The sequence below is a fragment of the Acidovorax sp. GW821-FHT10E03 genome (assembly GCF_059415205.1).
This window is the reverse complement of the sequence record NZ_JBWKMU010000011.1, coordinates 226,764-245,824: the sequence shown is the minus strand read 5'-3', so window position 1 is coordinate 245,824 and position 19,061 is coordinate 226,764. Positions and strand designations below refer to the sequence as shown.

Sequence of the window (19,061 nt, the reverse complement as noted above, 5' to 3'; positions counted from 1 at the left end):
GGCGATCAGGGTTCGATGGAGAAGCTCAGGCCGTGCTGCGCAAAGCCCAGGGATTCGTAGAAGGCATGCGCATCGCTGCGCTTGCGGTGGGACGACAGGGCCAGCTTGTAGCAACCGGCCTCGCGCGCCTGCTGCACGGCGTGGGCCATCATCTGGCGACCGATGCCCTGGCCCTTGCGGTCGGCGGCCACCACCACGTCCTCGACGACGGCCGAAGGCGCGCCCCGGTGGGCCAGGTTGTGCATGACCAGCAGGGTGTAGGTGCCGACCACGTCGGCGCCCGACCCGGTGCTCTCGCAGGCCACCCACAGCCGGTAGCTCGGGTAGGTGCTGAACTGCACCAGCATGGCCCGGGCGTCCTCCAGCGTGAGCACGTGCTCGGGGCTGTCCTCGATGCCCTGGTATAGGGCCAGCACCTCGTCGAGATCGGCCTCGGTGGCTTCGCGCAGGATCACGGTGCTCATGCGGGCTCCCCTTCGGACGCGGCTACCGCCGCGGCCTGGCGCTCCTGGCAGTAGTCGGAGTCGGAGCACACATGCATGCGCGTGCCCTGGTCGTCGGTGATGACCTCGTCGAGGAAGCTGTCCGTGGCGCCGCACAGGGCGCAGCCGCAGTCCCAGCGCTGCACCTCGAAGGGGTGGTCCTCGAAGCCCAGGCTTTCCACCGGCGTGTAGGGCGGCACGGCGTAGATGCGCTTTTCGCGGCCCGCGCCGAAGAGCTGCAGCGCCGGGTTCATGTGCATCTTGGGGTTGTCGAACTTGGGGATGGGCGACGGCGCCATCACATAGCGGCCATTGACCAGCACCGGGTAGTCGTAGGTGGTGGCGATGTGGCCGTAGCGCGCGATGTCCTCGTAGAGCTTGACGTGCATGAGCCCGTACTCGGCCAGGCCGTGCAGGGTGCGTGTCTCGGTCTCGCGCGGCTCCAGGCGCTGCATGGGTTCGGGCACCGGCACTTGGTAGACGAGGACCTGACCCTCCGCCAGCGGCGTCTCGGGGATGCGGTGTCGCGTCTGGATCAGTGTGGCCTCGGTGGTGCGCGTGGTGGTGGCCACGCCCGTGGTGCGCTCGAAGAAGCGGCGGATGTTGACGGCGTTGACCGTGTCGTCCGAGCCCTGGTCGATGACCTTGAGGCAGTCGTCAGGCCCGATGATGGCCGCCGTGACCTGGATGCCGCCCGTGCCCCAGCCATAGGGCAGCGGCATCTCGCGCGAGCCGAAGGGCACCTGGTAGCCCGGGATGGCCACGGCCTTGAGGATGGCCCGGCGGATCATGCGCTTGGTGCGCTCATCGAGGTAGGCGAAGTTGAAGTGGCCGTCGGTGGGCGCGGCATCGGCGGGCAGGCCCATCAGCGCGGGCTCGTGGGGCGCGTTCATGCGTCGTCTCCCAGGGTGGTTTCTTCGGAGGGGTGGGACGCCGCAGTGGCGCGCATGCGGCGCACCAGCTCCAGCTCGGACTGGAAGTCCACGTAGTGCGGCAGCTTCAGGTGCTGCACGAAGCCCGAGGCTTCCAGGCTGTCGCTGTGCGAGAGCACGAACTCCTGCATCTGCGCGGGCGACTCCACCGGCTCGCCCAGCTCGTCGGCGCGCAGGGCGCGGTCCACCAGACTCATGGCCATGGCCTTGCGCTCGCTGTGGCCGAAGGCCAGGCCGTAGCCGCGCGTGAACTGCGGCGGCTGCTGCTTGCTGCCCGCGAACTGGTTGACCATCTCGCATTCGGTGATCTCCATGTCGCCGATGGAGATGGCAAAGCCCAGTTCCTCGGGCACGATCTCCACGGCCACCGTGCCCAGGCGCAGCTCCCCCACGAAGGGGTGCGAGTGCGCGTAGCCGCGCTGCGTGGAATACGCCATGGCTAGCAGGAAGCCTTCGTCGCCGCGCGCCAGGTTCTGCAGGCGCGTGGCCCGGTTGGCCGGAAAGCGCAGCGGCTCGCGCGTCAGGTCGGCGGGGGCCGGATCGCCTTCGGGGATGGGGCGGGTCTCGATCAGCCCTTCCTGGTTGAGCAGGTCCACCACGCGCGGTGTGGTGGCGGGCGCATCGCTCAAAGGTGCGGGGGCGGCCGCTACGGCAGCCGGTGCATCGCCCCGGGCCAGCAGCGTGAAGTCGAGCAGGCGCTGGGTGTAGTCGTAGGTGGGGCCGAGCACCTGGCCCCCGGGCAGGTCCTTGAAAGTGGCCGAGATGCGCCGGGTGAGCGCCATGCGCGCAGTGTCCAGCGGCAAGGTGGTGCCCAGGCGCGGCAAGGTGGCGCGGTAGGCGCGCAGCAGGAAGATGGCTTCCACCAGGTCGCCCGCCGCCTGCTTGATGGCCAGGGCCGCGAGCTCGGGATCGTAGACCGAGCCTTCGGTCATCACGCGGTCCACGGCCAGCTTGAGCTGCGCGCGGATCTGCGCCACCGAGAGCTCGGGCTCGGCCGTGTCGCCCCGGCGCTGCTCGGCCAGCAGGCGGTAGCTGTTGAGGATGGCGGTTTCCCCGCCCTTGACGGCAACGTACATGCGGCTCAGGCCTCCACGGTGGATGGTGATTCGATGCGGGTGGTGCGCGGCAGGCCGGCGATGTGCGTGGCCGTGGCCAGCACCACGTCCACCCCGCGCGGGAAGGCGCCGTGGTTGTCGGCCCACTGCGCGCAGAAGTCCTCTGGCAGCCCCGCGACATGCAGGTGCTGCGCACTGCGGATGCCGGGGCCCGCAAGGCGCCAGGCGCCTGCGCCCTCCCCAGCCGGGGCCAGCACCGCCACGTCGATCACGCAGGTGGCGGACTGGTCGGGGTATTCGTCGCTGCCGCGCTGCAGGCGGGCCAGGTCAGGCATGGCATCGCCCGCAGCCACCCAGGCGAAGCGCGCCTGTTCGGGGGCATCGACCAGCACGCAGCCGGTGTGAAAACGCAGCCACACGCCGGCCTGGCTGGTGGCCAGTTGGGGGGACAGCCACAGCGTGCATTCGCTGTCGAGCAAAGCCAGCAGCACGGCGGCCGACGCGGCGTGGCCGGTGGCGGGCACTTCGGCATCGTGCACGATGGCGACCGGATCACCCGGCTGCGACAGGGCCCGCAGCACCGCGCGGAACACGCCCTGGCTGCCCAGGGCCTCGCTGGAAAAGCCCGCACCCAGTGCGGACAGGGAGATCGTCGGGGTGGCGCTCATTCCTGGTCCTCGTCGCTGTCGTCATTGCCACCGCTTTCGCGGGCCACCGTGAAGAAGTCCACCCGTGTGCTGGCCGTGCGGGCCTGGCGCTCGGACTGCACCTGGGCCAGGTGGCGGCGGATGGGGTCGAGCAGGCTGGTATCCAGCGCAGCCTGGCGCACAGGGTCCTGCAGCAGCGCATCGGCCAGGGCCGCCAGTTGCACCTGGCGGTGCGAGCGGCCGAGCACGTAGGCCACGCCCACGGTGGGCTCGCCGCCATCGGCGCCGTCCACGTCCACGCGCAGTGCGCAGCGGGTGACCGTGACCTCACCCAGGTTGAAACGCTCGCCGGTGCCGCCGGCGCGGCCCTGCACCATCATCAGACCGGTTTCGGGAGCGCGCAGCCAGCGGGCGGGCAGTGCGGCGTGGTCGTGCAGCGCGGGCTCCAGAAGGTCGATGGGCGCGCGGGCCAGCAGCGCCATCCAGTGCGCCCGCGAGAGCGGGCGGCCCGGGCCCGGGTTGTCAAAGGCTTGAAACATGGAGGTGGTACTCTTTAAGTTGTATAGACAAATTGAACAACTGGCGCCAGCTTAGACAGCGCGCATGTAGGTTTCATGACAGCCACCACCAGCACACAAGTTCTTGCCAACCCCGTTCCGGCCGCACGCCCGGCACGCGACAGCTTCTGGACCCGCATCGCCGCCGAACTGGCCGAGGCCATCGGCAGCGGCATCTACCCCCCGGGCCAGCGCCTGCCCTCGGAGCACGCACTGGCCGAGCAGTTCGGGGTGAACCGCCACACCATCCGCCGCTCGCTGGCCAGCCTGTGCAGCCAGGGGCTGGTGCGCATCACCCAGGGCAGCGGCACCTACGTGGAGGACTTCGCGGTGGACCTGGCGCTGGGCAAGCGCGTGCGCCACCAGCAGGGCCTGGCGCAGGCCGGCCTGCGCGGCAGCCTGGTGGTGCTGCAGGAACAGACGGTGCGCGCCACGGCCGCGCTGGCCAAGGCCCTGCAGGTGCCGACGCGCAGCCCACTGCTGCAATTGCGTGTGATCGGCCAGGCCGAGGGCCAGCCGCTGCACGTGAGCGAGCGCTACTTTCCCCTGCCCCGCTTCGCGGGCCTGGCGGCCGTGGTGCGCGAGACCGGCTCCATCACCGCCGGCTTCACCGCGCATGGCGTGGCCGACTACACGCGGCGCGAAAGCCGCATCACCGCCGAGCTGCCCGATGCCGCCGTGGCCGCCGAGCTGCGCCAGCCCGCCGCGCGCCCGGTGCTGCTGGTCGAGAGCCTGAATGTGGACCTGGCCGGCACGCCCATCGAGTGGGCGCGCGCCTGGTTCGCGGGCGACCGCGTCAAACTCACCATCACCCATGACGAATAACCACGCCACGGCCCCCACGGCGGCCCACCGCTATGCGGTGTACTTCGCTCCCCACCCCGGCACCCTGGCCTGGTTGGCCGGCAGCCACTGGCTGGGCCGCTGCGCGGCGCTGCTGCGGCCCCTGCCACAACTGGACATCCACGGCGTGGCCAAGGAAGAACTGGAGCGCCTGACCGCCGCGCCGCGCCGCTATGGCTGGCATGCCACGCTCAAGGCGCCGTTCGCGCTGGCGCCGGGGGTGGACTGGCTCACGCTGCAGCATGCCGTGCAGACGCTGGCCGACAGCCTGCGCCCCTTCAGCATGCCGCCCCTGCAGGTCCAGCGCATCGACGACTTCCTCGCGCTGGTGCCCATGCCCTCGCACCCGGCCAACGCCGAGATCCAGGCCGCAGCCGCCGCCTGCGTGACGCAGCTGCAGCCGCTGGCGGCGCGCCTGTCCGCCAGCGACCTGGCGCGCCGCCGCGCGGCCGGGCTCACGCCCCGGCAGGATGCGCTGTTGCAGCAGTGGGGCTACCCCTTCGTGCTGGAGGAGTTCCGCTTCCACCTGTCACTGACCGGATCCCTCGCGGGCGAGCGTGAAGACACCGTGGAACTGGTGCTCGATGCGGCCGAGCAGTTCTTCGCCGACCTGCCCCCGCTGCGCTTCAACAGCCTGGCACTGTTCGCCGAGCCCGCGCCGGGCGCCGACTTCGTGCTGCTGGACCACCTGGAGCTGGGCGCATGACGGCCCGGCTGGTGTACTTCATGGGCCCTTCCGGCGCGGGCAAGGACAGCCTTCTCGGCTGGCTGCACGCGCACCTGCCAGCCCCCTGCCCCGTGCACTGGGCACGGCGCACCATCAGCCGCCCCGCTGCGCCCGGCGGCGAGGCGCACGAGAGCGTGTCGCCCGAGGCCTTTGCGGCGCTGCGCGGTGAGCAGGCGTTTGCCCTGCACTGGGAGGCCAACGGCCTGGGCTATGGCATCCGGGCCGCGCAGCTCGCGCCACTGGCCCACGGCCAATGGGTGCTGCTCAACGGTTCGCGCGCCTACCTGGCCGATGCACTGGCGCGGTTCCCCGACCTGGTGGCCGTGCACATCACCGCCAGCCCGCACGTACTGCGCGAGCGGCTGCTTTCGCGCGGCCGCGAGACCCCCGGGGAGGTGGAGGCCCGCGTGCAGCGTGCGGCGGCGTTCATGCCGCCCCCGGGCGCGGCCAGCCTGGAAGTGCGCAACGACGGAACGCTGAACGACGCCGGCCAGCAACTGCTGCACGCGCTGAAGCGGTTGCCGGGCTGGCCCGCGCACGGTGGCAAACTTTCAGGTCTTCACACCGCCCCTTCGTCAGCAAACCACCACGCCCCACCATGACCGCCATCACCATCTATCACAACCCAAAATGCGGCACGTCCCGCAACACGCTGGCCATGATCCGCAACAGCGGCGCCGAACCGGAAGTCATCGAATACCTCAAGACCCCGCCCGACCGCGCCACGCTGCTGGCGCTGATCGCCGCCACGGGCGAGCCCGTGATCAACGCCGTGCGCACCAAGGAAGCGGTTTTCACCGAACTGCAACTGGATGCGCCCGGCGTCACCGATGACCAGCTCATCGACGCGATGCTGGCCCACCCCATCCTCATCAACCGCCCCCTCGTCGCAACGCCGCTGGGCACGCGGCTGTGCCGTCCCTCGGAAAAGGTGCTGGACATCCTGCCCTCGCCCCAGCAAGGCGCCTTCACCAAGGAAGATGGCGAGGTCGTCGTCAACGCCCAGGGCCAGCGTGTCTGAGACCGTGGCGCCTCGCACGGCATGAGCGCCGCGCCACAGCGCTGGACCGTGGCGCGCCTGGGCACGGCCCAGACCCTGGCCTGGGCCTCGTCCTACTACCTGCCCGCCATGCTGGCCGTGCCCATGGCGCGCGACCTGGGCGTGGCCACGCCCACCGTGTTCGCCGCGTTCTCGCTGGCGCTCATCGTGTCCGCCCTGCTGGGGCCGCTGGCGGGCCGGACCATCGACCGCCATGGCGGCCGGCCGGTGCTGGTGGGCACCAACCTGCTGTTTGCCACCAGCCTGGCGGGCATGGCACTGGCACAGGGCCCGGTGGGCCTGTTTGCCGCCTGGGTGCTGATGGGCGTGGCCATGGGGTCGGGCCTGTACGAAGCGGCCTTTGCCACGCTGGTGCGCCTGTATGGCCAGGGCGCGCGCGGCGCCATCACCGGCATCACGCTGATCGCGGGCTTTGCCAGCACGGTGGGCTGGCCGCTGTCGGCCTGGATGGAGGTGCACTGGGGCTGGCGCGGCGCGTGCGCGGGCTGGGCCGCGCTGCACCTGCTGGTGGGCGTGCCGCTGAATGGCTGGCTGCCCCGCACCGCGCCCGGCGAGCATGCCCCGGCCGCACCAGCGGGCGCCGACCCCGCCGCCACGCCGGTGGCGCCCGCAGTGCCTGCGCCAGGCCACGCTGTGCGCACCACCGTGCTGCTGTCCTTCGTTTTCGCCGTCACCTGGTTCACCAGCACGGCCATGGCCGCCCACCTGCCGCGCCTGCTGCAGGCCAGCGGCACCTCGCTGCAGGCGGCGGTGGCCCTGGCCGCGCTGGTCGGCCCGGCCCAGGTGGCGGCGCGGTTGCTGGAGTTCGGCTTCCTGCGCCGCCTGCACCCCTTGCTGTCTGCGCAGCTGGCGGCCGCGGCCCACCCGGTGGGCGCGGCCTTGCTCATGGTGGTGGGCGGCCCGGCCGCGCTGGTGTTCACCGTGCTGCACGGGGCCGGCAACGGCATCCTGACCATCGCCAAGGGCACGCTGCCGCTGGTGTTGTTCGGGCCCGCCGGCTACGGCGCCCGCCAGGGCCTGATGATGGTGCCCGCCCGCGTGGCGCAGGCCTTCGCGCCGGTGCTGTTCGGCATGCTGCTCGATGGCGTGGGCGCAGCCGCCCTGTGGGCCACCACGCTGCTGGGCCTCGCGGCGCTGGCGGCGCTGTGGGTTCTGCGGCCGGTGGCGCGGCCCTGATCAGCCCCGCGGCGGCACAAACTCCGCGCGCGCCCGCAGCGCCGTGGCGCGCGAATGGCAGCCTTCCAGGTGGTCGTTCACGAGCCCCATGGCCTGCATGAAGGCGTACACCGTGGTGGGGCCCACGAAACTCCAGCCGCGTTTTTTCAGGTCCTTGGACAGGGCGATGGACGCGGGCGAAGTGGACAGGGTGCGCGCCACCTCGCGCGTGAGGCGCCCGGGCCGGTCGGCGGAGGAAGGCTCATAGCGCCAGGCGTAGTGCGCCAGCGATCCGAACTCGCGCCGCAGCTCCAGCACGCGCCGCGCGTTGTTGATGGTGGACTCGATCTTGCCCCGGTGGCGCACGATGGCCGCGTCCTGCACCAGGCGCTCGACGTCGGCCGGGCCGAAGGCGGCGACCTGCTCCGCGTCGAAGTGGGCAAACGCCGCGCGAAAGCCCTCGCGCTTGTTCAGGATGGTGAGCCAGCTCAGGCCCGACTGAAAACCCTCCAGGCAGATCTTCTCGAACAGCCGCCGGTCGTCCGCCACGGGGAACCCCCACTCGTGGTCGTGGTAGTGGCGGTAGAAGGGCGTGGCCTGGCACCAGGCGCAGCGCGGGCAACCGGCCTCGTCGGCGAACAGGCCGGCAGGCAGGTCGGGGGTGGGTTCGGCGGTCATGCGCCGCATTCTAGAAACTGCACCGGCCACGCTGCTGACAACCGTGCGCACGCCCGGCGCGATCTTCTGCCCATAAACTGCCCCCATGCGCCAGTTTCTCCCCCGCCTGCGGGCCGTGTCCGCCCCGTTGCTTTGCCTTGCACTGTCCGGGTGTGCCAGCACGACCGGTTCGCTGGGCTACTACTGGCAGTCCATGGTGGGGCACCTGGAACTCATGCAGTCGGCCGAGCCCATCGACCGCTGGGTGGCACGCACCGACATCGCGCCCGCGCTGCGCGAGCGCCTGTGGCTGGCGCAGCGCGCCCGGGCCTTCGCCGTGGCCGAGCTGGGCCTGCCCGACAACGCAAGCTACCGCCGCTACGCCGACCTGAAACGCCCCGCCGCCGTGTGGAACGTGGTGGCCGCGCCGCCCTACGCGCTCACGCTGCACACCTGGTGCTTTCCGGTCACGGGCTGCATCGGCTACCGCGGCTACTTCGCCCAGGCCGACGCCCAGGCCGAGGCCGACCAGCTCGCCGCGCGGGGGCTGGAGGTGGAGGTGTACGGCGTGCCCGCGTACTCCACGCTGGGCTACATGAACTGGGCGGGGGGCGACCCGCTGCTTTCCACCTTCATCGCCTGGCCCGAGGGCGACTTCGTGCGCCTGCTGTTCCACGAACTGGCGCACCAGGTGGTGTATGCCGAAGGGGACACGCTGTTCAACGAGTCCTTTGCCACGGCGGTCGAACGCATTGGCGTGGCGCGGTGGCTGGCCACCCATTCCACCCCCCAGGCGCGCGAGGCCTACGCCACCAGCGAGGCGCGGCGCGGCGCGTTCCGCGCGCTCACGCGCGCCACGCGCGAGCAGCTGGCCGCCATCTATGCACAAAAAGATGCCCTGGCGCTGGACGATCAAGCGCTGAATGCTATTAAAAATGAAGCAATGCAGGCATTCCGCGGGCGCTACGCCCAACTGCGCGCGCAGTGGCTGGGCACGGCTTCGGGCACCCAGCCTTCGGTCACCACGGCCCAGGTGGCAGGCTACGACCGCTGGGTGGCCAAGGCCAACAACGCGAGCTTTGCCGCCCAGGCGGCCTACGACGAACTCGTGCCCGCGTTCGAGGCCCTGTTCGAACAGCAGGGCCGCGACTGGCCCCGGTTTTATGATGCCGTACGGCAGCTGGCGCAGCAGCCCCAGCCGCAGCGCCGCGAGGCCTTGCGTGCCCTGCTGCCCGCGCAGCCCCCACAAAAATCCTCTTAAGGAGACACCCTGTGCCTGACATCCACATCCATCGCGAACACCACCTGGGCCTGAAAGAGGCCCGCAAGATCGCCTTCTCCTGGGCCGAGAAGGCCGAGGAAAAATTCGACATGGAATGTGTCTATGAAGAGGGCGACACCGAAGACACGCTCACCTTCACGCGCTCGGGCGTCAAGGGCACGCTGCTCGTGGACGCGCGGCAGTTCGAGATGAAGGCCCAGCTGGGTTTTCTGTTCGGCGCGTTCAAGGACCGCATCGAGGCCGAAATTGGCGAACAGCTCGATGCCCTGCTCAATGCGCCCCACCCCGGCACCAAGAAGCCCGCCGCCGACAAGAAGAAACACGCGGCAGAGGCGGGTGCCGGCAAGCCGGGTACCAAGGCGGCGGCCAAACCTGCGGCCAAGGCCAAGAAGGCGTAGCCGCCAGGACCCGGACCATGACATCCAACGCCACCGGCACCGCCGCCCACAGCCCGGCGTTCGACACCCTGTCCGCGCTGCTTCACACCCGCTACAGCTGCCGCGCCTTTCTGCCCGAACCCCTGCCGCGCACCACCATGCAAGCCATCCTGGCCACCGCGCAACGCACGGCCTCGTGGTGCAACGCGCAGCCCTGGCAGCTCACCATTGCCAGCGGCGCCACGCTCGAGCGCCTGCGCGGCGCACTGCAATCGCACATGGCCGCGGCAGCCCCTGCGCCCGACCTGCCCTGGCCCCGCGAATACCGGGGCGTGTACCAGGAGCGGCGGCGTGAATGCGGCTGGGGACTGTACGAGGCCCTGGGCATCGCCAAGGGCGACCGCGAGGCCTCGGCGCAACAGGCGGCGCAGAACTTCACGATGTTCGGCGCGCCGCATGTGGCCATCGTCAGCAGCGACGAGGCGCTGGGCGTCTATGGCGCGGTGGACTGCGGCGCGTACGTGTCAAGCTTCATGCTGGCCGCGCACAGCCTGGGCGTGGGCTCCATCGCGCAGGCCGCGCTGGCCTCGTACCCCGGCGTGCTGCGCGAGGTGCTGGGCATCGGCGCGGACCGCACCATCGTCTGCGGCATCTCGTTCGGCCTGGCCGACCCCGCGCACCCCGCCAACCACTTTCGCACCACGCGGGCAGCCCCTGCCGACAGCGTGGTGTGGCACGACTGACGGGGGCGGGCACGTCCTCAGGCCGCCGCGCGCAGCAAGGGGCCGCGCGCGTGCAGCACGCCAAACAGGTTCTTGGGGTCGGACAGTTCGGGGATGAGTTCGATCGGCTGGCCCACCCCCAGTTCGGCCGCGGCATGGCGCATGAACCGCAGCGCGGAAAAATCCTCCAGCGCGAAGCCCACCGAGTCGAACACGGTCACCTGCGCATCGCTGCCGCGGCCCGGCAGGCGGCCCGCCAGCACCTCCCACAACTCGGTCACCGCGAAGTCGGACGGCAGTTGCTGGATATCGCCCTCGATGCGCGTCTGCGGCGCATATTCGACGAACACCTGCGCCTGGCGCAACACGTCGGCATGCAGCTCCGTCTTGCCGGGGCAGTCGCCGCCCACCGCATTGATGTGCATGCCGGGCGCCAGCATGTCCGGCGTGAGGATGGTGGCGTTGGTCTTGTCGGCCGTCACCGTGGTCACGATGTCGGCGCCGCGCACGGCCTCGGCCGCGCTGGCGCAGGCCACGGTGCGCAGGCCGCCGCCCTGCAGGTTGGCCTGCAGCTTGGCGGTGGCGGCCGGGTCGGTGTCGAACAACCGCAGCGTGTCGACGCCCAGCAGGTGGTGGAACGCCAGCGCCTGGAACTCGCTTTGCGCACCGTTGCCGATGAGCGCCATGGTGCGCGCGCCGGGGCGTGCCAGGGCACGTGCGGCCACCGCCGACATGGCGGCCGTGCGCAGCGCCGTGGTGAGCGTGAGCTCGCTCAGCAGCAGGGGCGCCCCCGTGGCCACGTCGGCCAGCACGCCGAACGCCATCACGGTCGACAGGCCCAGCCGGGTGTTGCGCGGGTGGCCGTTGACGTACTTGAAGGCATACGTCTCCCCGTCGGCGATGGGCATGAGCTCGATCACGCCGTCCCGCGAATGGGTGGCCACGCGCGCCGACTTGTCGAACGCCTGCCAGCGCAGGAAATCGGCATGGATGTTGTCGGCGATGCCGCGCAGGCAGGCCTCGATGCCCTTGCGGCGCACCAGGTCGATGACATCGGGCGCGCTGAGGTACAGGGTGGTGAAGGTGTTCTGGGAACGCATGGTGCTTGTCTCCGTAAGGGATGGGACAAGTTTCCCGGAGCGCCGCAGCAATGTGAATCGCCAGAACTGCCGCATATTGCAGGCCGGGTTGGCGAAACGGCAGCGCAAACTGCCCTTCTGCCCAATCCCGCGCACCACCTCTGTCTCAGCCTCTTCTGGCTACACCTGCCCGTTCAGGCGGCGTGCCGCCTCCAGCACCGGCTTCACGTAGCGCTCGTCATAGCGGTGCGCGGGCATGGTCAGCGTGACCGCCGCCGCCAGGCTGCCATCGGCATGGAACACCGGTGCCGAGATTCCGGCGACCTCGTCGAGCCGGTCGCCCACGCTGGCGGCATAGCCGTCGGCCCGGATGCGCGCATGCAGCGCGCGGTCCCGCGCGCCCGGCACGCGCCCGGGCGCCGGATCGAACGCCACCAGCACCCGCCCGCCCGTGCCGCGCTCGAGCGGCAGCAGATCGCCCGCGCGGATGTGGTCGCGCACGGGGTGTGGCGAATCCACCCGGAACTGGCACAGGCGCACCTCCCCCTGGCGCACGTGGTAGGCCGCGCTTTCGCCCGTGGCGGCCACCAGATCGCGCAGCACCGGCAGCACCACCCGGTCGAGGGAGAACGCGGCGGCGTACAGCGCATACAGCCGCGCCACCTCGGGGCCCAGGGCGTAGCGGCCGTCCGCGAGCCGCTGCACCCACCGTGCATGCTCCAGCGATGCGAGCAGGCGCAGCGCCGTGCTCTTGTGCAGCTGCGTGCGCGTGGCCAGTTCCGCGAGCGGCAGGGCACCGTCGCCCTGCCGGAACGCACCCAGCAGCGTGAGCGCGCGGTCCACGGCCGCCACGCCGCCCGGTGCGGCATCGGCATCGGCCAGGGATTCATGGGCGGATTTGCGGGGCATGCGGGCGCGGGGTGGAAACAGGACGCAGGGGCGGGGGCTTGACGCGAAAGCGCAAACCGTCAATCATTTCAATAGAAAGAACTTCGTTCCATCTATTAGAACGACAACCCTCCGCAGCGTCAAGCCCCGGCGCTCGGCCAGCCCCGCAGGAATCCGCCCATGCCCGTCCCCGACATCCTCATCAGCGAAGTAGGCCCGCGCGACGGCTTGCAGTCCGTGAAAGCCACCATGCCCACGCAGCACAAGCTGCGCTGGATCGACGCGCTCGTGGCGGCGGGCCTGCGCGAGATCGAGGTCGGCTCGTTCGTGCCCGCGCGCCTGCTGCCCCAGATGGCCGACGTGGCCGAGGTGGTGCGCCACGCGCTCACCCACCCCGGCATCACCGTGATGGCCCTGGTACCCAACCTGCGCGGCGCCGAGGCCGCGCTGGCCAGCGGCGTGCACAAGATCACGCTGCCCGTGTCGGCCAGCGCGGCGCATTCACTGGCCAACGTGCGCAAGAGCCCGGAGGCCATGGTGGACGAGCTGCACGCCATCACCCGCCTGCGCGCCGAGACCGCGCCACAGGTGCTGGTGGAAGTGGGCATTTCCACCGCGTTCGGCTGCACGCTGCAGGGCGAGGTGCCCGAGGACGACGTGATCCGCCTGGCCGCCAGTTGCGTGGCGGCGGGCGTGGACGAGGTTGGCCTGTCGGACACCACCGGCATGGCCAACCCCGCGCAGGTGCGGCGCCTGTTCACGCGGCTGCGCAGCGAGATCGGCCCGCACGCGGGCGCGGCCCACATGCACAACACGCGCGGCCTGGGCCTGGCCAACTGCCTGGCCGCATACGACGTGGGCGTGCGCACCTTCGACGCATCGCTGGGCGGCCTGGGCGGCTGCCCCTATGCGCCCGGAGCCTCCGGCAACGTGGTCACCGAAGACCTGGTGTTCATGTTCGAGGCCATGGGTCTGTCCACGGGTGTGGACCTGCACAAGCTCTTCGCGGCCCGCGTGCCGCTGCAGGCGGGGCTGCCCGGCGAACCGGTCTACGGGATGACGCCCGAAGCGGGCCTGCCCAAGGGCTGGACCCAGGAGACACCACATGCCTGAAAACAACGAGAGCGCCCCAGGCGGCGGCCGGACCGCCCTGCCCTACACCGGCATCCGCGTGGTGGAGTTCACCCACATGGTCATGGGCCCCACCTGCGGCCTGGTGCTGGCCGACCTGGGGGCCGAGGTCATCAAGGTCGAGCCCATCGGCCATGGCCGCGAGGGCGATGCCACGCGCAAGCTGCGCGGGTCGGGGGCGGGCTTCTTCCCGCTGTTCAACCGCAACAAGAAGAGCCTGGCGCTGGACCTGGAAACCCCCGAGGGCAAGGAGGCCGTGCTGCGCCTGATCGCGACGGCCGACATCGTGAGCGAGAACTTCAAGCCCGGCACCATGCAGAAGCTGGGACTGGACTACGCGAGCCTGAAGGCCCTGAACCCGCGCCTCATCTACGTGAGCCACAAGGGCTTTCTACCCGGCCCGTACGACCACCGCACCGCCCTGGATGAAGTGGTGCAGATGATGGGCGGCCTGGCCTACATGACCGGCCGGCCCGGCGACCCGCTGCGCGCGGGCACCAGCGTGAACGACATCATGGGCGGCATGTTCGGCGCGATCGGCGCCATGGCCGCGCTCGCACAGCGCGAGAAGACCGGGCGCGGCCAGGAGGTGCAGAGCGCGCTGTTCGAGAACAACGTGTTCCTCGTCGCACAGCACATCATGCAGTTCGCCGTCACCGGCCAGCCGGCGGCGCCCATGCCCGCTCGCATCTCGGCCTGGGCGATCTACGACGTGTTCCAGGTGAAAGACGGCGAGCAGATCTTCCTGGCCGTGGTGAGCGATGGCGCCTGGGGGGTGTTCTGCGACGCCTTCGGCTTTGCGGACCTGAAGGCCGACCCGCGCCTGGCCAGCAACAACGACCGCGTGCGCGAACGCGCCTGGATGATGCCGCTGCTGCGCGAGCGGCTCGCGCCCTACAGCGCCGCGCACCTGGCCGACGTCTTCGAGCGCCACGCCCTGCCCTTTGCGCCCATCACGCGGCCAGAGGACCTGCTGGACGACCCCCACCTCAACGCCACCGGCGCCCTGGCTCCCATGACCTTGCCCGACGGCCGCGCCACCCAGACGGTGCTGCTGCCGCTGGCCATGGACGGCCAGCGCCCCGGCGTGCGCCTCTCGCCGCCCCGTGTGGGTGAGCACAATGCGGAGCTGCTGGCCGAGCTGGGTTACGACGCTATAAAAATTGAAGCGCTTGGCGCTTACCCAGCAAGCGGTAGCGCCTGATTTTTCTCTGGTTGCTGAGGACCTGCAAAAAAACAAGCGGCCGAGGCCGCTTGTTTTTGACTCCGCCAGCCCGCCCACCAAGGGGCAGGGCCCAGACCAGTGTCACCGTGGAACCGGCTTTGCCGGGCCACCGGTGGCGTCCCCCTGAGGGGGAAGGCGCGCAGCGCCTAAGGGGGCTACTGGAGTGACGTGATCAGGTCGACATATTGCTGCTTGGCGGCATCCGCTTCGGTGCCCTTGAGCTTTTCCCACGCGTCCCATTTGGCACGGCCCACCATGTCGGAGAAGCTGGGCTTCTTCTCGGTGTTGTCGCCGGCGGTGGCCTGCTTGTACAGCGCGTAGATCTTGAGCAGCGTGGCGTTGTCGGGGCGCTCGCTGAGGTTCTTGGAATTGGCTACGGCGGCTTCGAAGGTGGCGTTCAGGTCGGCCATGTCGGTTGCTCCTTGGATGGAAAACGAAAGAAGGGGAAGGGGGAGGGAAAGAACGGTGTCGGCAAGGGTTTGCTGCGTTGTATCTTACGGGCTGCGCACCGCGCCAAGCGGTGCCATCCATAGAGGCAAGCCCCCAAAAACAACCACAACAGGTGTACATCTGATGGTGACCCGCATCCCAGCCCCCCGCGCCCCGGCCACCGAAGGCGCCGCCAGCCCCCTGCGCAAGGTGCGCGCCCAGGCCCCCGACGTGGCCCGCCGCGCGGCCAAGGCCCTTCCGCCCGCCGCGCGCAAGGCCGCCGGCGTGGTGCAAAAGAACGTGCGCCGTGCCGCCACCGGCATGCTGGGCCTCTCGGGCGAACGCATGAGCAAGGTCGACACGGCCTGGCTGCGCATGGACTCGGCCAGCAACCTGATGATGATCAACGGCGTGTGGACGCTCTCTCCCGGCATCGGCTGGGACGCGCTGTGCGAGCGCGTGCAGCAGCGCCTGCTGCAGTACCCGCGCTTTCGCCAGCGCGTGGTGGAGGACGCGGCCGGGGCCACCTGGGTGGAAGACCGCCAGTTCGACATCGCCGCCCATGTGCTGCGCGAGACGCTGCCCCGCACCCCCGGACAGAGCATGCAGCGCGCCCTGCAGGACCGCGTGGGCGAGCTGGCCATGCAGCCGCTGGACGCGCGCCGCCCGCTGTGGCAGATGCACCTGATCGAGGACTTCGTGGGCGACGACGGCCAGCCTGGCAGCGCCCTCGTGGTGCGCATCCACCACTGCATCGCGGACGGCATCGCGCTGATCTCGGTGACCATGTCGCTGGTCGATGGCGGTGCCGAGCCCCCCAGGCGCAAGTCCCGTGCGGACAAGGAGGCCGCCACGGCGGAGGACTGGATCGCCGACACGCTCATCAAGCCTTTCACCGGCATGACCGTGAAAGCGCTCGATATGGCCGGCGACAGCGCGGCCAGGTCGCTGCAGATGCTGGGCGACCCCGAGAAGGCGATGCAGAACGGCCTGTCGGGCACCCTGGACATGGCGCGCGTAGCCTACCAGCTGGTGAGCGACGCGGCCGCCCTGGCGCTGATGCCCGACGATTCACCCACGCGCCTGAAGGGCCAGCCCGGCCAGGCCAAGCGCGTGGCGTGGTGCCCGCCCATCCCACTGGAGGAGGTCAAGACCATCGGCAAGGCGCTCAACTGCTCGATCAACGACGTGCTGCTGTCCTGCGTGGCCGGCGCCATCGGCGGCTACCTGCGCAGCCAGGGCGACGACCCCACGGGGCAGGAAATCCGCGCCATGATCCCCGTGAACCTGCGCCCCATGGAAGAGGCCTGGAAGCTGGGAAACCGCTTCGGCCTGGTGCCGCTGGTGCTGCCCATCGGCATGGCCAACCCGGTGGAGCGCGTGTACGAGGTGCGCAAGCGCATGAATGCGCTCAAGGGCAGCACCCAGCCCATCCTCGCGTTCGCGATGCTCGCCGTGGCGGGCCTGATGATCAAGCCCGCGCAGGACGCGCTGCTCAACCTGTTCGGCCGCAAGACCACGGCGGTCATGACCAATGTGCCGGGGCCCAAGGAGCAGCTCACGCTGTGCGGCGCGCGCGTCACGCAGTGCATGTTCTGGGTGCCGCAGTCGGGGGACATCGGCCTGGGGGTTTCCATCCTAAGCTATGGCGGCGGCGTGCAGTTCGGCGTGATCACCGACACCACGCTGTGCCCCGAGCCGCAGCGCATCATCGACGCGTTCGCGCCCGAGTTCGACCAGCTCTCGCTGCTCACGCTGATGCTGCCCTGGGGCGAATGAAGCGGCACCCTGTGACGCTGCGCGGCCTGGCGGCCCTGGCACGGCGGCCGCGGATGAAGGCAGCCGCACTGCTGGCGGCGCTGTGGGCCGCTGTGCCCCTGGCGCAGGCCGCCGTGCGCGAGGAGCATGCCGAGCGCCCGTACGCCGTGCATGCGGAGCCTGGCGACACGCTGCGCCAGGCGCTGAACGCGGCCACGCCCATCGTCACGGACGGCCAGCGCTTTCACGGCCACACCCGCTGGAACGTGCGCTGGACCTTCCGCTGGGGGCGCGAGGCCTCGTCGGGCGAATGCCGCATCACCGAGGTCACCACACGGCTGCGCACCGAGGTGCAGCTGCCCGAGCTGCGGCGCGCCACGCCGGCGCAGCGGGCGCTGTTCGACCGCTACCTGCCGGCCCTGTCACGCCACGAGCAAGGCCATGTGCAGTTCGGACGCGACGCCGCCCGCGCCATCGACCAGGGCATTGCGCAGCTGCCCGCCGCGCCGGACTGCGCCACGCTGGAGCGCCAGGCCAACGCGCTGGGCCACCGCCTGCTGCGCGAACACGCCGAGCGCGAGAAGCAATACGACCGCGACACGCGCCACGGCGCATCGCAAGGCGCCAGGCTGGAGTGAGCGGATCATCGCCCGGCCTCGGCCAGGCTAGCCCCGCACCGCGCTGCGGAAAGCCGCGGACAGCGCCGCCAGGGCGTCGCGCGGGCGGCCGTCCCTGATGCGGGTGTGCAGCAGCACGGGCAGGCGGGGCAGTGCGGGCAGCGCAAGGCGCGTGCCGACGTCCACCGCGCCCAGGGGCAGCATGCGCGGGGCCAGCGCCGCCACCCCCAGCCCGGCCATCACGGCCGCGGCCACCGCCGCCACGCCGCCGCCCACAAACACCTCGGCCCAGGCCATGCCGGCGGCATCCAGCGACCGCCCCGCCATCGCGCGCACGCCACAGGGCTCGGCCAGCGTGGCCAGGGGCAGGGGTTCGCCCGCGCGGTGCTGCCAGCCGGGGGCCGCGAGCCAGCCGAACTGCTCTTCGGCCAGCAGCTCGCCGTCGCTGCGGCCCACGTGCATGCGGGCCAGCACCGCATCCAGCTCGCGCCGGTCGTAGGCTTGCAGCAGGTCGCCGGACGAGCCGATCCGGATCTCGATCAGGAGCTGCGGGTCCTGCGCGTTCATGCGGGCGATCAGCGCGGGCAGCTCGGGCCCGGCCACGTGGTCGCTGATGCCGATGGTCAGGCGCTGGCGCGCCTGGGCGAACGTGGCGAGCGCGCGGTCGTGCACGGCCAGGAGTTCACGGGCGTGTTCCAGAAAGGCGGCGCCCCGCGCGGACAGCTGCACATGCCGGGGCGTGCGCTCGATGAGCCGGCAGCCCAGGCGGGCCTCCAGCCGCTGGAGCTTGAGGCTCATCGCGGCCTGCGCCGTGCCCATGGCCTCGGCGGCGCGCGTGAAGCTGCCCAGCTCGGCAATGCGCACGAAGGCCTCGACGGCATCGAGGTCCAGGGATCGCTCAACCATTTGAATTTGATATTTCTGAAATAGATATCCATAGCATATTCATATGGATAGCATTTCGCCAGCTTCTTCTTTTGTTGTTCAAAAAGGATCTTGCGATGCCCCTCATCCACATTGCCATGCGCGCCGGAAAGCCCGCGGCCTACCGCCAGGCGATCTTCGACACGCTGTACCGCGCCCTGCGTGAAACCTTCAACGTGCCCGAGGACGACCAGTTCATGACCATCACCGAGCACGAGGCCGCGAACTTCCGCTACAGCCCCACCTACCTGGGCGTGGTGCGCAGCGACGACGTGGTGTTCATCCAGATCACCGCCAACAACACGCGCACTCTGGAGCAGAAGAAGGCGCTGTTTGCGCGCATCGCGCAGCTGCTCGGGGAAAGCCCGGGCCTCAGGCCCGAGGATGTGTTCGTGAACATCGTGGAGGTCGCCAAGGAGAACTGGTCCTTCGGGCATGGCCTGGCGCAGTACGCGTAGCCATCCATTCCACGGCGCTGCGTGCCGTGGGCGGCGGTGAAGGCGGGTCGGCACGG

23 protein-coding genes are annotated in these 19,061 nt (G+C 70.5%); 13 read left to right on the top strand and 10 right to left on the bottom strand.

The window, feature by feature from the left end; genetic code table 11:
- Window positions 1-5: 5 nt before the first annotated feature.
- From AC07OD_RS20405 to phnG, 5 genes are read right to left on the bottom strand one after another with little or no spacing between them, the layout of a single operon-like run.
- A complete protein-coding gene (locus tag AC07OD_RS20405) occupies window positions 6-464 on the bottom strand; it encodes a GNAT family N-acetyltransferase (protein WP_494597901.1) in 459 nt (152 codons plus the stop codon).
- A complete protein-coding gene (locus AC07OD_RS20400) occupies window positions 461-1,375 on the bottom strand; it encodes an alpha-D-ribose 1-methylphosphonate 5-phosphate C-P-lyase PhnJ (RefSeq protein WP_494597900.1) in 915 nt (304 codons plus the stop codon). The genes AC07OD_RS20405 and AC07OD_RS20400 overlap by 4 nt, the downstream gene beginning before the upstream one ends.
- The gene (locus AC07OD_RS20395; RefSeq protein ID WP_492254507.1) at window positions 1,372-2,490 is read right to left on the bottom strand and encodes a carbon-phosphorus lyase complex subunit; all 1,119 of its coding nucleotides are present in this window, start codon (window positions 2,488-2,490) and stop codon (window positions 1,372-1,374) included. The genes AC07OD_RS20400 and AC07OD_RS20395 overlap by 4 nt, the downstream gene beginning before the upstream one ends.
- A 5-nt stretch (window positions 2,491-2,495) precedes the next feature.
- Window positions 2,496-3,137, bottom strand: a complete 642-nt coding sequence (phnH, locus tag AC07OD_RS20390) for a phosphonate C-P lyase system protein PhnH (RefSeq protein WP_494597899.1) — start codon at window positions 3,135-3,137, stop codon at window positions 2,496-2,498.
- On the bottom strand, window positions 3,134-3,655 hold the full coding sequence (gene phnG, locus AC07OD_RS20385) for a phosphonate C-P lyase system protein PhnG (protein ID WP_369641260.1): 522 nt from the start codon (window positions 3,653-3,655) through the stop codon (window positions 3,134-3,136). Before phnG ends, phnH begins: the two co-directional genes overlap by 4 nt.
- 75 nt (window positions 3,656-3,730) lie before the next feature.
- On the opposite strand from phnG, the gene phnF reads away from it, so the two are divergent.
- From phnF to AC07OD_RS20360, 5 genes are read left to right on the top strand one after another with little or no spacing between them, the layout of a single operon-like run.
- Window positions 3,731-4,498, top strand: a complete 768-nt coding sequence (gene phnF / locus AC07OD_RS20380; protein WP_492254506.1) for a phosphonate metabolism transcriptional regulator PhnF — start codon at window positions 3,731-3,733, stop codon at window positions 4,496-4,498.
- Window positions 4,488-5,222 (top strand): DUF1045 domain-containing protein, encoded by a 735-nt coding sequence (locus AC07OD_RS20375; protein ID WP_494597898.1) that lies wholly within the window; start codon window positions 4,488-4,490, stop codon window positions 5,220-5,222. Before phnF ends, AC07OD_RS20375 begins: the two co-directional genes overlap by 11 nt.
- Window positions 5,219-5,845, top strand: a complete 627-nt coding sequence (gene phnN, locus AC07OD_RS20370) for a phosphonate metabolism protein/1,5-bisphosphokinase (PRPP-forming) PhnN (RefSeq protein WP_494597897.1) — start codon at window positions 5,219-5,221, stop codon at window positions 5,843-5,845. The genes AC07OD_RS20375 and phnN overlap by 4 nt, the downstream gene beginning before the upstream one ends.
- A complete protein-coding gene (arsC, locus tag AC07OD_RS20365) occupies window positions 5,842-6,264 on the top strand; it encodes an arsenate reductase (glutaredoxin) (RefSeq protein WP_218297262.1) in 423 nt (140 codons plus the stop codon). The genes phnN and arsC overlap by 4 nt, the downstream gene beginning before the upstream one ends.
- A 21-nt stretch (window positions 6,265-6,285) precedes the next feature.
- On the top strand, window positions 6,286-7,479 hold the full coding sequence (locus tag AC07OD_RS20360) for an MFS transporter (protein WP_492805819.1): 1,194 nt from the start codon (window positions 6,286-6,288) through the stop codon (window positions 7,477-7,479).
- On the opposite strand, the gene AC07OD_RS20355 is transcribed toward AC07OD_RS20360, so the two are convergent.
- Entirely contained in the window at window positions 7,480-8,136 is a 657-nt protein-coding gene (locus AC07OD_RS20355) for a DNA-3-methyladenine glycosylase I (RefSeq protein ID WP_218341405.1), read from the bottom strand. It abuts the gene before it with no gap.
- Window positions 8,137-8,221: 85 nt separating this feature from the next.
- On the opposite strand from AC07OD_RS20355, the gene AC07OD_RS20350 reads away from it, so the two are divergent.
- The 3 genes from AC07OD_RS20350 to AC07OD_RS20340 are packed head-to-tail and all read left to right on the top strand — an operon-like array spanning window position 8,222 to window position 10,517.
- Window positions 8,222-9,376, top strand: coding sequence for an aminopeptidase (locus AC07OD_RS20350; RefSeq protein WP_494597896.1), 1,155 nt, complete (start codon window positions 8,222-8,224; stop codon window positions 9,374-9,376).
- 11 nt (window positions 9,377-9,387) lie between these two features.
- On the top strand, window positions 9,388-9,795 hold the full coding sequence (locus tag AC07OD_RS20345) for a polyhydroxyalkanoic acid system family protein (RefSeq protein ID WP_218297266.1): 408 nt from the start codon (window positions 9,388-9,390) through the stop codon (window positions 9,793-9,795).
- Window positions 9,796-9,812: 17 nt separating this feature from the next.
- Window positions 9,813-10,517 (top strand): nitroreductase, encoded by a 705-nt coding sequence (locus AC07OD_RS20340; RefSeq protein ID WP_494597895.1) that lies wholly within the window; start codon window positions 9,813-9,815, stop codon window positions 10,515-10,517.
- Window positions 10,518-10,534: 17 nt separating this feature from the next.
- On the opposite strand, the gene ocd is transcribed toward AC07OD_RS20340, so the two are convergent.
- Together ocd and AC07OD_RS20330 are read right to left on the bottom strand one after the other, a co-directional pair.
- The gene (gene ocd / locus AC07OD_RS20335) at window positions 10,535-11,596 is read right to left on the bottom strand and encodes an ornithine cyclodeaminase (protein ID WP_494597894.1); all 1,062 of its coding nucleotides are present in this window, start codon (window positions 11,594-11,596) and stop codon (window positions 10,535-10,537) included.
- 159 nt (window positions 11,597-11,755) lie between these two features.
- On the bottom strand, window positions 11,756-12,484 hold the full coding sequence (locus AC07OD_RS20330; protein ID WP_494597893.1) for an IclR family transcriptional regulator: 729 nt from the start codon (window positions 12,482-12,484) through the stop codon (window positions 11,756-11,758).
- Window positions 12,485-12,643: 159 nt separating this feature from the next.
- Between AC07OD_RS20330 and AC07OD_RS20325 the strand changes: the two genes are divergently transcribed.
- Complete coding sequence (locus tag AC07OD_RS20325) at window positions 12,644-13,576, top strand: hydroxymethylglutaryl-CoA lyase (protein ID WP_494597892.1); 933 nt, start codon at window positions 12,644-12,646, stop codon at window positions 13,574-13,576.
- Window positions 13,569-14,798 carry a CaiB/BaiF CoA transferase family protein gene (locus AC07OD_RS20320; protein WP_494597891.1) on the top strand — a complete coding sequence of 410 codons (1,230 nt, stop codon included), beginning with the start codon at window positions 13,569-13,571 and terminating at the stop codon, window positions 14,796-14,798. The genes AC07OD_RS20325 and AC07OD_RS20320 overlap by 8 nt, the downstream gene beginning before the upstream one ends.
- Before the next feature lie 176 nt (window positions 14,799-14,974).
- On the opposite strand, the gene AC07OD_RS20315 is transcribed toward AC07OD_RS20320, so the two are convergent.
- A complete protein-coding gene (locus AC07OD_RS20315) occupies window positions 14,975-15,229 on the bottom strand; it encodes an acyl-CoA-binding protein (protein ID WP_218297272.1) in 255 nt (84 codons plus the stop codon).
- Window positions 15,230-15,392: 163 nt separating this feature from the next.
- Here AC07OD_RS20315 and AC07OD_RS20310 point away from each other — a divergent pair, with 163 nt between their 5' ends.
- Both AC07OD_RS20310 and AC07OD_RS20305 read left to right on the top strand, forming a co-directional pair.
- Entirely contained in the window at window positions 15,393-17,027 is a 1,635-nt protein-coding gene (locus tag AC07OD_RS20310; RefSeq protein WP_494597890.1) for a wax ester/triacylglycerol synthase family O-acyltransferase, read from the top strand.
- The gene (locus AC07OD_RS20305) at window positions 17,024-17,644 is read left to right on the top strand and encodes a DUF922 domain-containing Zn-dependent protease (protein WP_492245662.1); all 621 of its coding nucleotides are present in this window, start codon (window positions 17,024-17,026) and stop codon (window positions 17,642-17,644) included. Before AC07OD_RS20310 ends, AC07OD_RS20305 begins: the two co-directional genes overlap by 4 nt.
- A gap of 27 nt (window positions 17,645-17,671) precedes the next feature.
- Here AC07OD_RS20305 and AC07OD_RS20300 read toward each other — a convergent pair whose 3' ends face one another.
- The gene (locus tag AC07OD_RS20300) at window positions 17,672-18,529 is read right to left on the bottom strand and encodes a LysR family transcriptional regulator (RefSeq protein WP_218341398.1); all 858 of its coding nucleotides are present in this window, start codon (window positions 18,527-18,529) and stop codon (window positions 17,672-17,674) included.
- A 95-nt stretch (window positions 18,530-18,624) separates the two neighbouring features.
- Here AC07OD_RS20300 and AC07OD_RS20295 point away from each other — a divergent pair, with 95 nt between their 5' ends.
- The gene (locus AC07OD_RS20295) at window positions 18,625-19,005 is read left to right on the top strand and encodes a tautomerase family protein (protein ID WP_218341397.1); all 381 of its coding nucleotides are present in this window, start codon (window positions 18,625-18,627) and stop codon (window positions 19,003-19,005) included.
- Window positions 19,006-19,061 lie beyond the last annotated feature (56 nt).

What these genes read in the sequence shown, in the direction of transcription:
- AC07OD_RS20405 (WP_494597901.1), bottom strand. Translation starts at nt 464, where the DNA reads ATGAGCACCGTGATCCTGCGCGAAGCCACCGAGGCCGATCTCGACGAG.
- AC07OD_RS20400 (WP_494597900.1), bottom strand. Translation starts at nt 1,375, where the DNA reads ATGAACGCGCCCCACGAGCCCGCGCTGATGGGCCTGCCCGCCGATGCC.
- AC07OD_RS20395 (WP_492254507.1), bottom strand. Translation starts at nt 2,490, where the DNA reads ATGTACGTTGCCGTCAAGGGCGGGGAAACCGCCATCCTCAACAGCTAC.
- phnH (WP_494597899.1), bottom strand. Translation starts at nt 3,137, where the DNA reads ATGAGCGCCACCCCGACGATCTCCCTGTCCGCACTGGGTGCGGGCTTT.
- phnG (WP_369641260.1), bottom strand. Translation starts at nt 3,655, where the DNA reads ATGTTTCAAGCCTTTGACAACCCGGGCCCGGGCCGCCCGCTCTCGCGG.
- phnF (WP_492254506.1), top strand. Translation starts at nt 3,731, where the DNA reads ATGACAGCCACCACCAGCACACAAGTTCTTGCCAACCCCGTTCCGGCC.
- AC07OD_RS20375 (WP_494597898.1), top strand. Translation starts at nt 4,488, where the DNA reads ATGACGAATAACCACGCCACGGCCCCCACGGCGGCCCACCGCTATGCG.
- phnN (WP_494597897.1), top strand. Translation starts at nt 5,219, where the DNA reads ATGACGGCCCGGCTGGTGTACTTCATGGGCCCTTCCGGCGCGGGCAAG.
- arsC (WP_218297262.1), top strand. Translation starts at nt 5,842, where the DNA reads ATGACCGCCATCACCATCTATCACAACCCAAAATGCGGCACGTCCCGC.
- AC07OD_RS20360 (WP_492805819.1), top strand. Translation starts at nt 6,286, where the DNA reads ATGAGCGCCGCGCCACAGCGCTGGACCGTGGCGCGCCTGGGCACGGCC.
- AC07OD_RS20355 (WP_218341405.1), bottom strand. Translation starts at nt 8,136, where the DNA reads ATGACCGCCGAACCCACCCCCGACCTGCCTGCCGGCCTGTTCGCCGAC.
- AC07OD_RS20350 (WP_494597896.1), top strand. Translation starts at nt 8,222, where the DNA reads ATGCGCCAGTTTCTCCCCCGCCTGCGGGCCGTGTCCGCCCCGTTGCTT.
- AC07OD_RS20340 (WP_494597895.1), top strand. Translation starts at nt 9,813, where the DNA reads ATGACATCCAACGCCACCGGCACCGCCGCCCACAGCCCGGCGTTCGAC.
- ocd (WP_494597894.1), bottom strand. Translation starts at nt 11,596, where the DNA reads ATGCGTTCCCAGAACACCTTCACCACCCTGTACCTCAGCGCGCCCGAT.
- AC07OD_RS20330 (WP_494597893.1), bottom strand. Translation starts at nt 12,484, where the DNA reads ATGCCCCGCAAATCCGCCCATGAATCCCTGGCCGATGCCGATGCCGCA.
- AC07OD_RS20325 (WP_494597892.1), top strand. Translation starts at nt 12,644, where the DNA reads ATGCCCGTCCCCGACATCCTCATCAGCGAAGTAGGCCCGCGCGACGGC.
- AC07OD_RS20320 (WP_494597891.1), top strand. Translation starts at nt 13,569, where the DNA reads ATGCCTGAAAACAACGAGAGCGCCCCAGGCGGCGGCCGGACCGCCCTG.
- AC07OD_RS20315 (WP_218297272.1), bottom strand. Translation starts at nt 15,229, where the DNA reads ATGGCCGACCTGAACGCCACCTTCGAAGCCGCCGTAGCCAATTCCAAG.
- AC07OD_RS20310 (WP_494597890.1), top strand. Translation starts at nt 15,393, where the DNA reads ATGGTGACCCGCATCCCAGCCCCCCGCGCCCCGGCCACCGAAGGCGCC.
- AC07OD_RS20305 (WP_492245662.1), top strand. Translation starts at nt 17,024, where the DNA reads ATGAAGCGGCACCCTGTGACGCTGCGCGGCCTGGCGGCCCTGGCACGG.
- AC07OD_RS20300 (WP_218341398.1), bottom strand. Translation starts at nt 18,529, where the DNA reads ATGGTTGAGCGATCCCTGGACCTCGATGCCGTCGAGGCCTTCGTGCGC.
- AC07OD_RS20295 (WP_218341397.1), top strand. Translation starts at nt 18,625, where the DNA reads ATGCCCCTCATCCACATTGCCATGCGCGCCGGAAAGCCCGCGGCCTAC.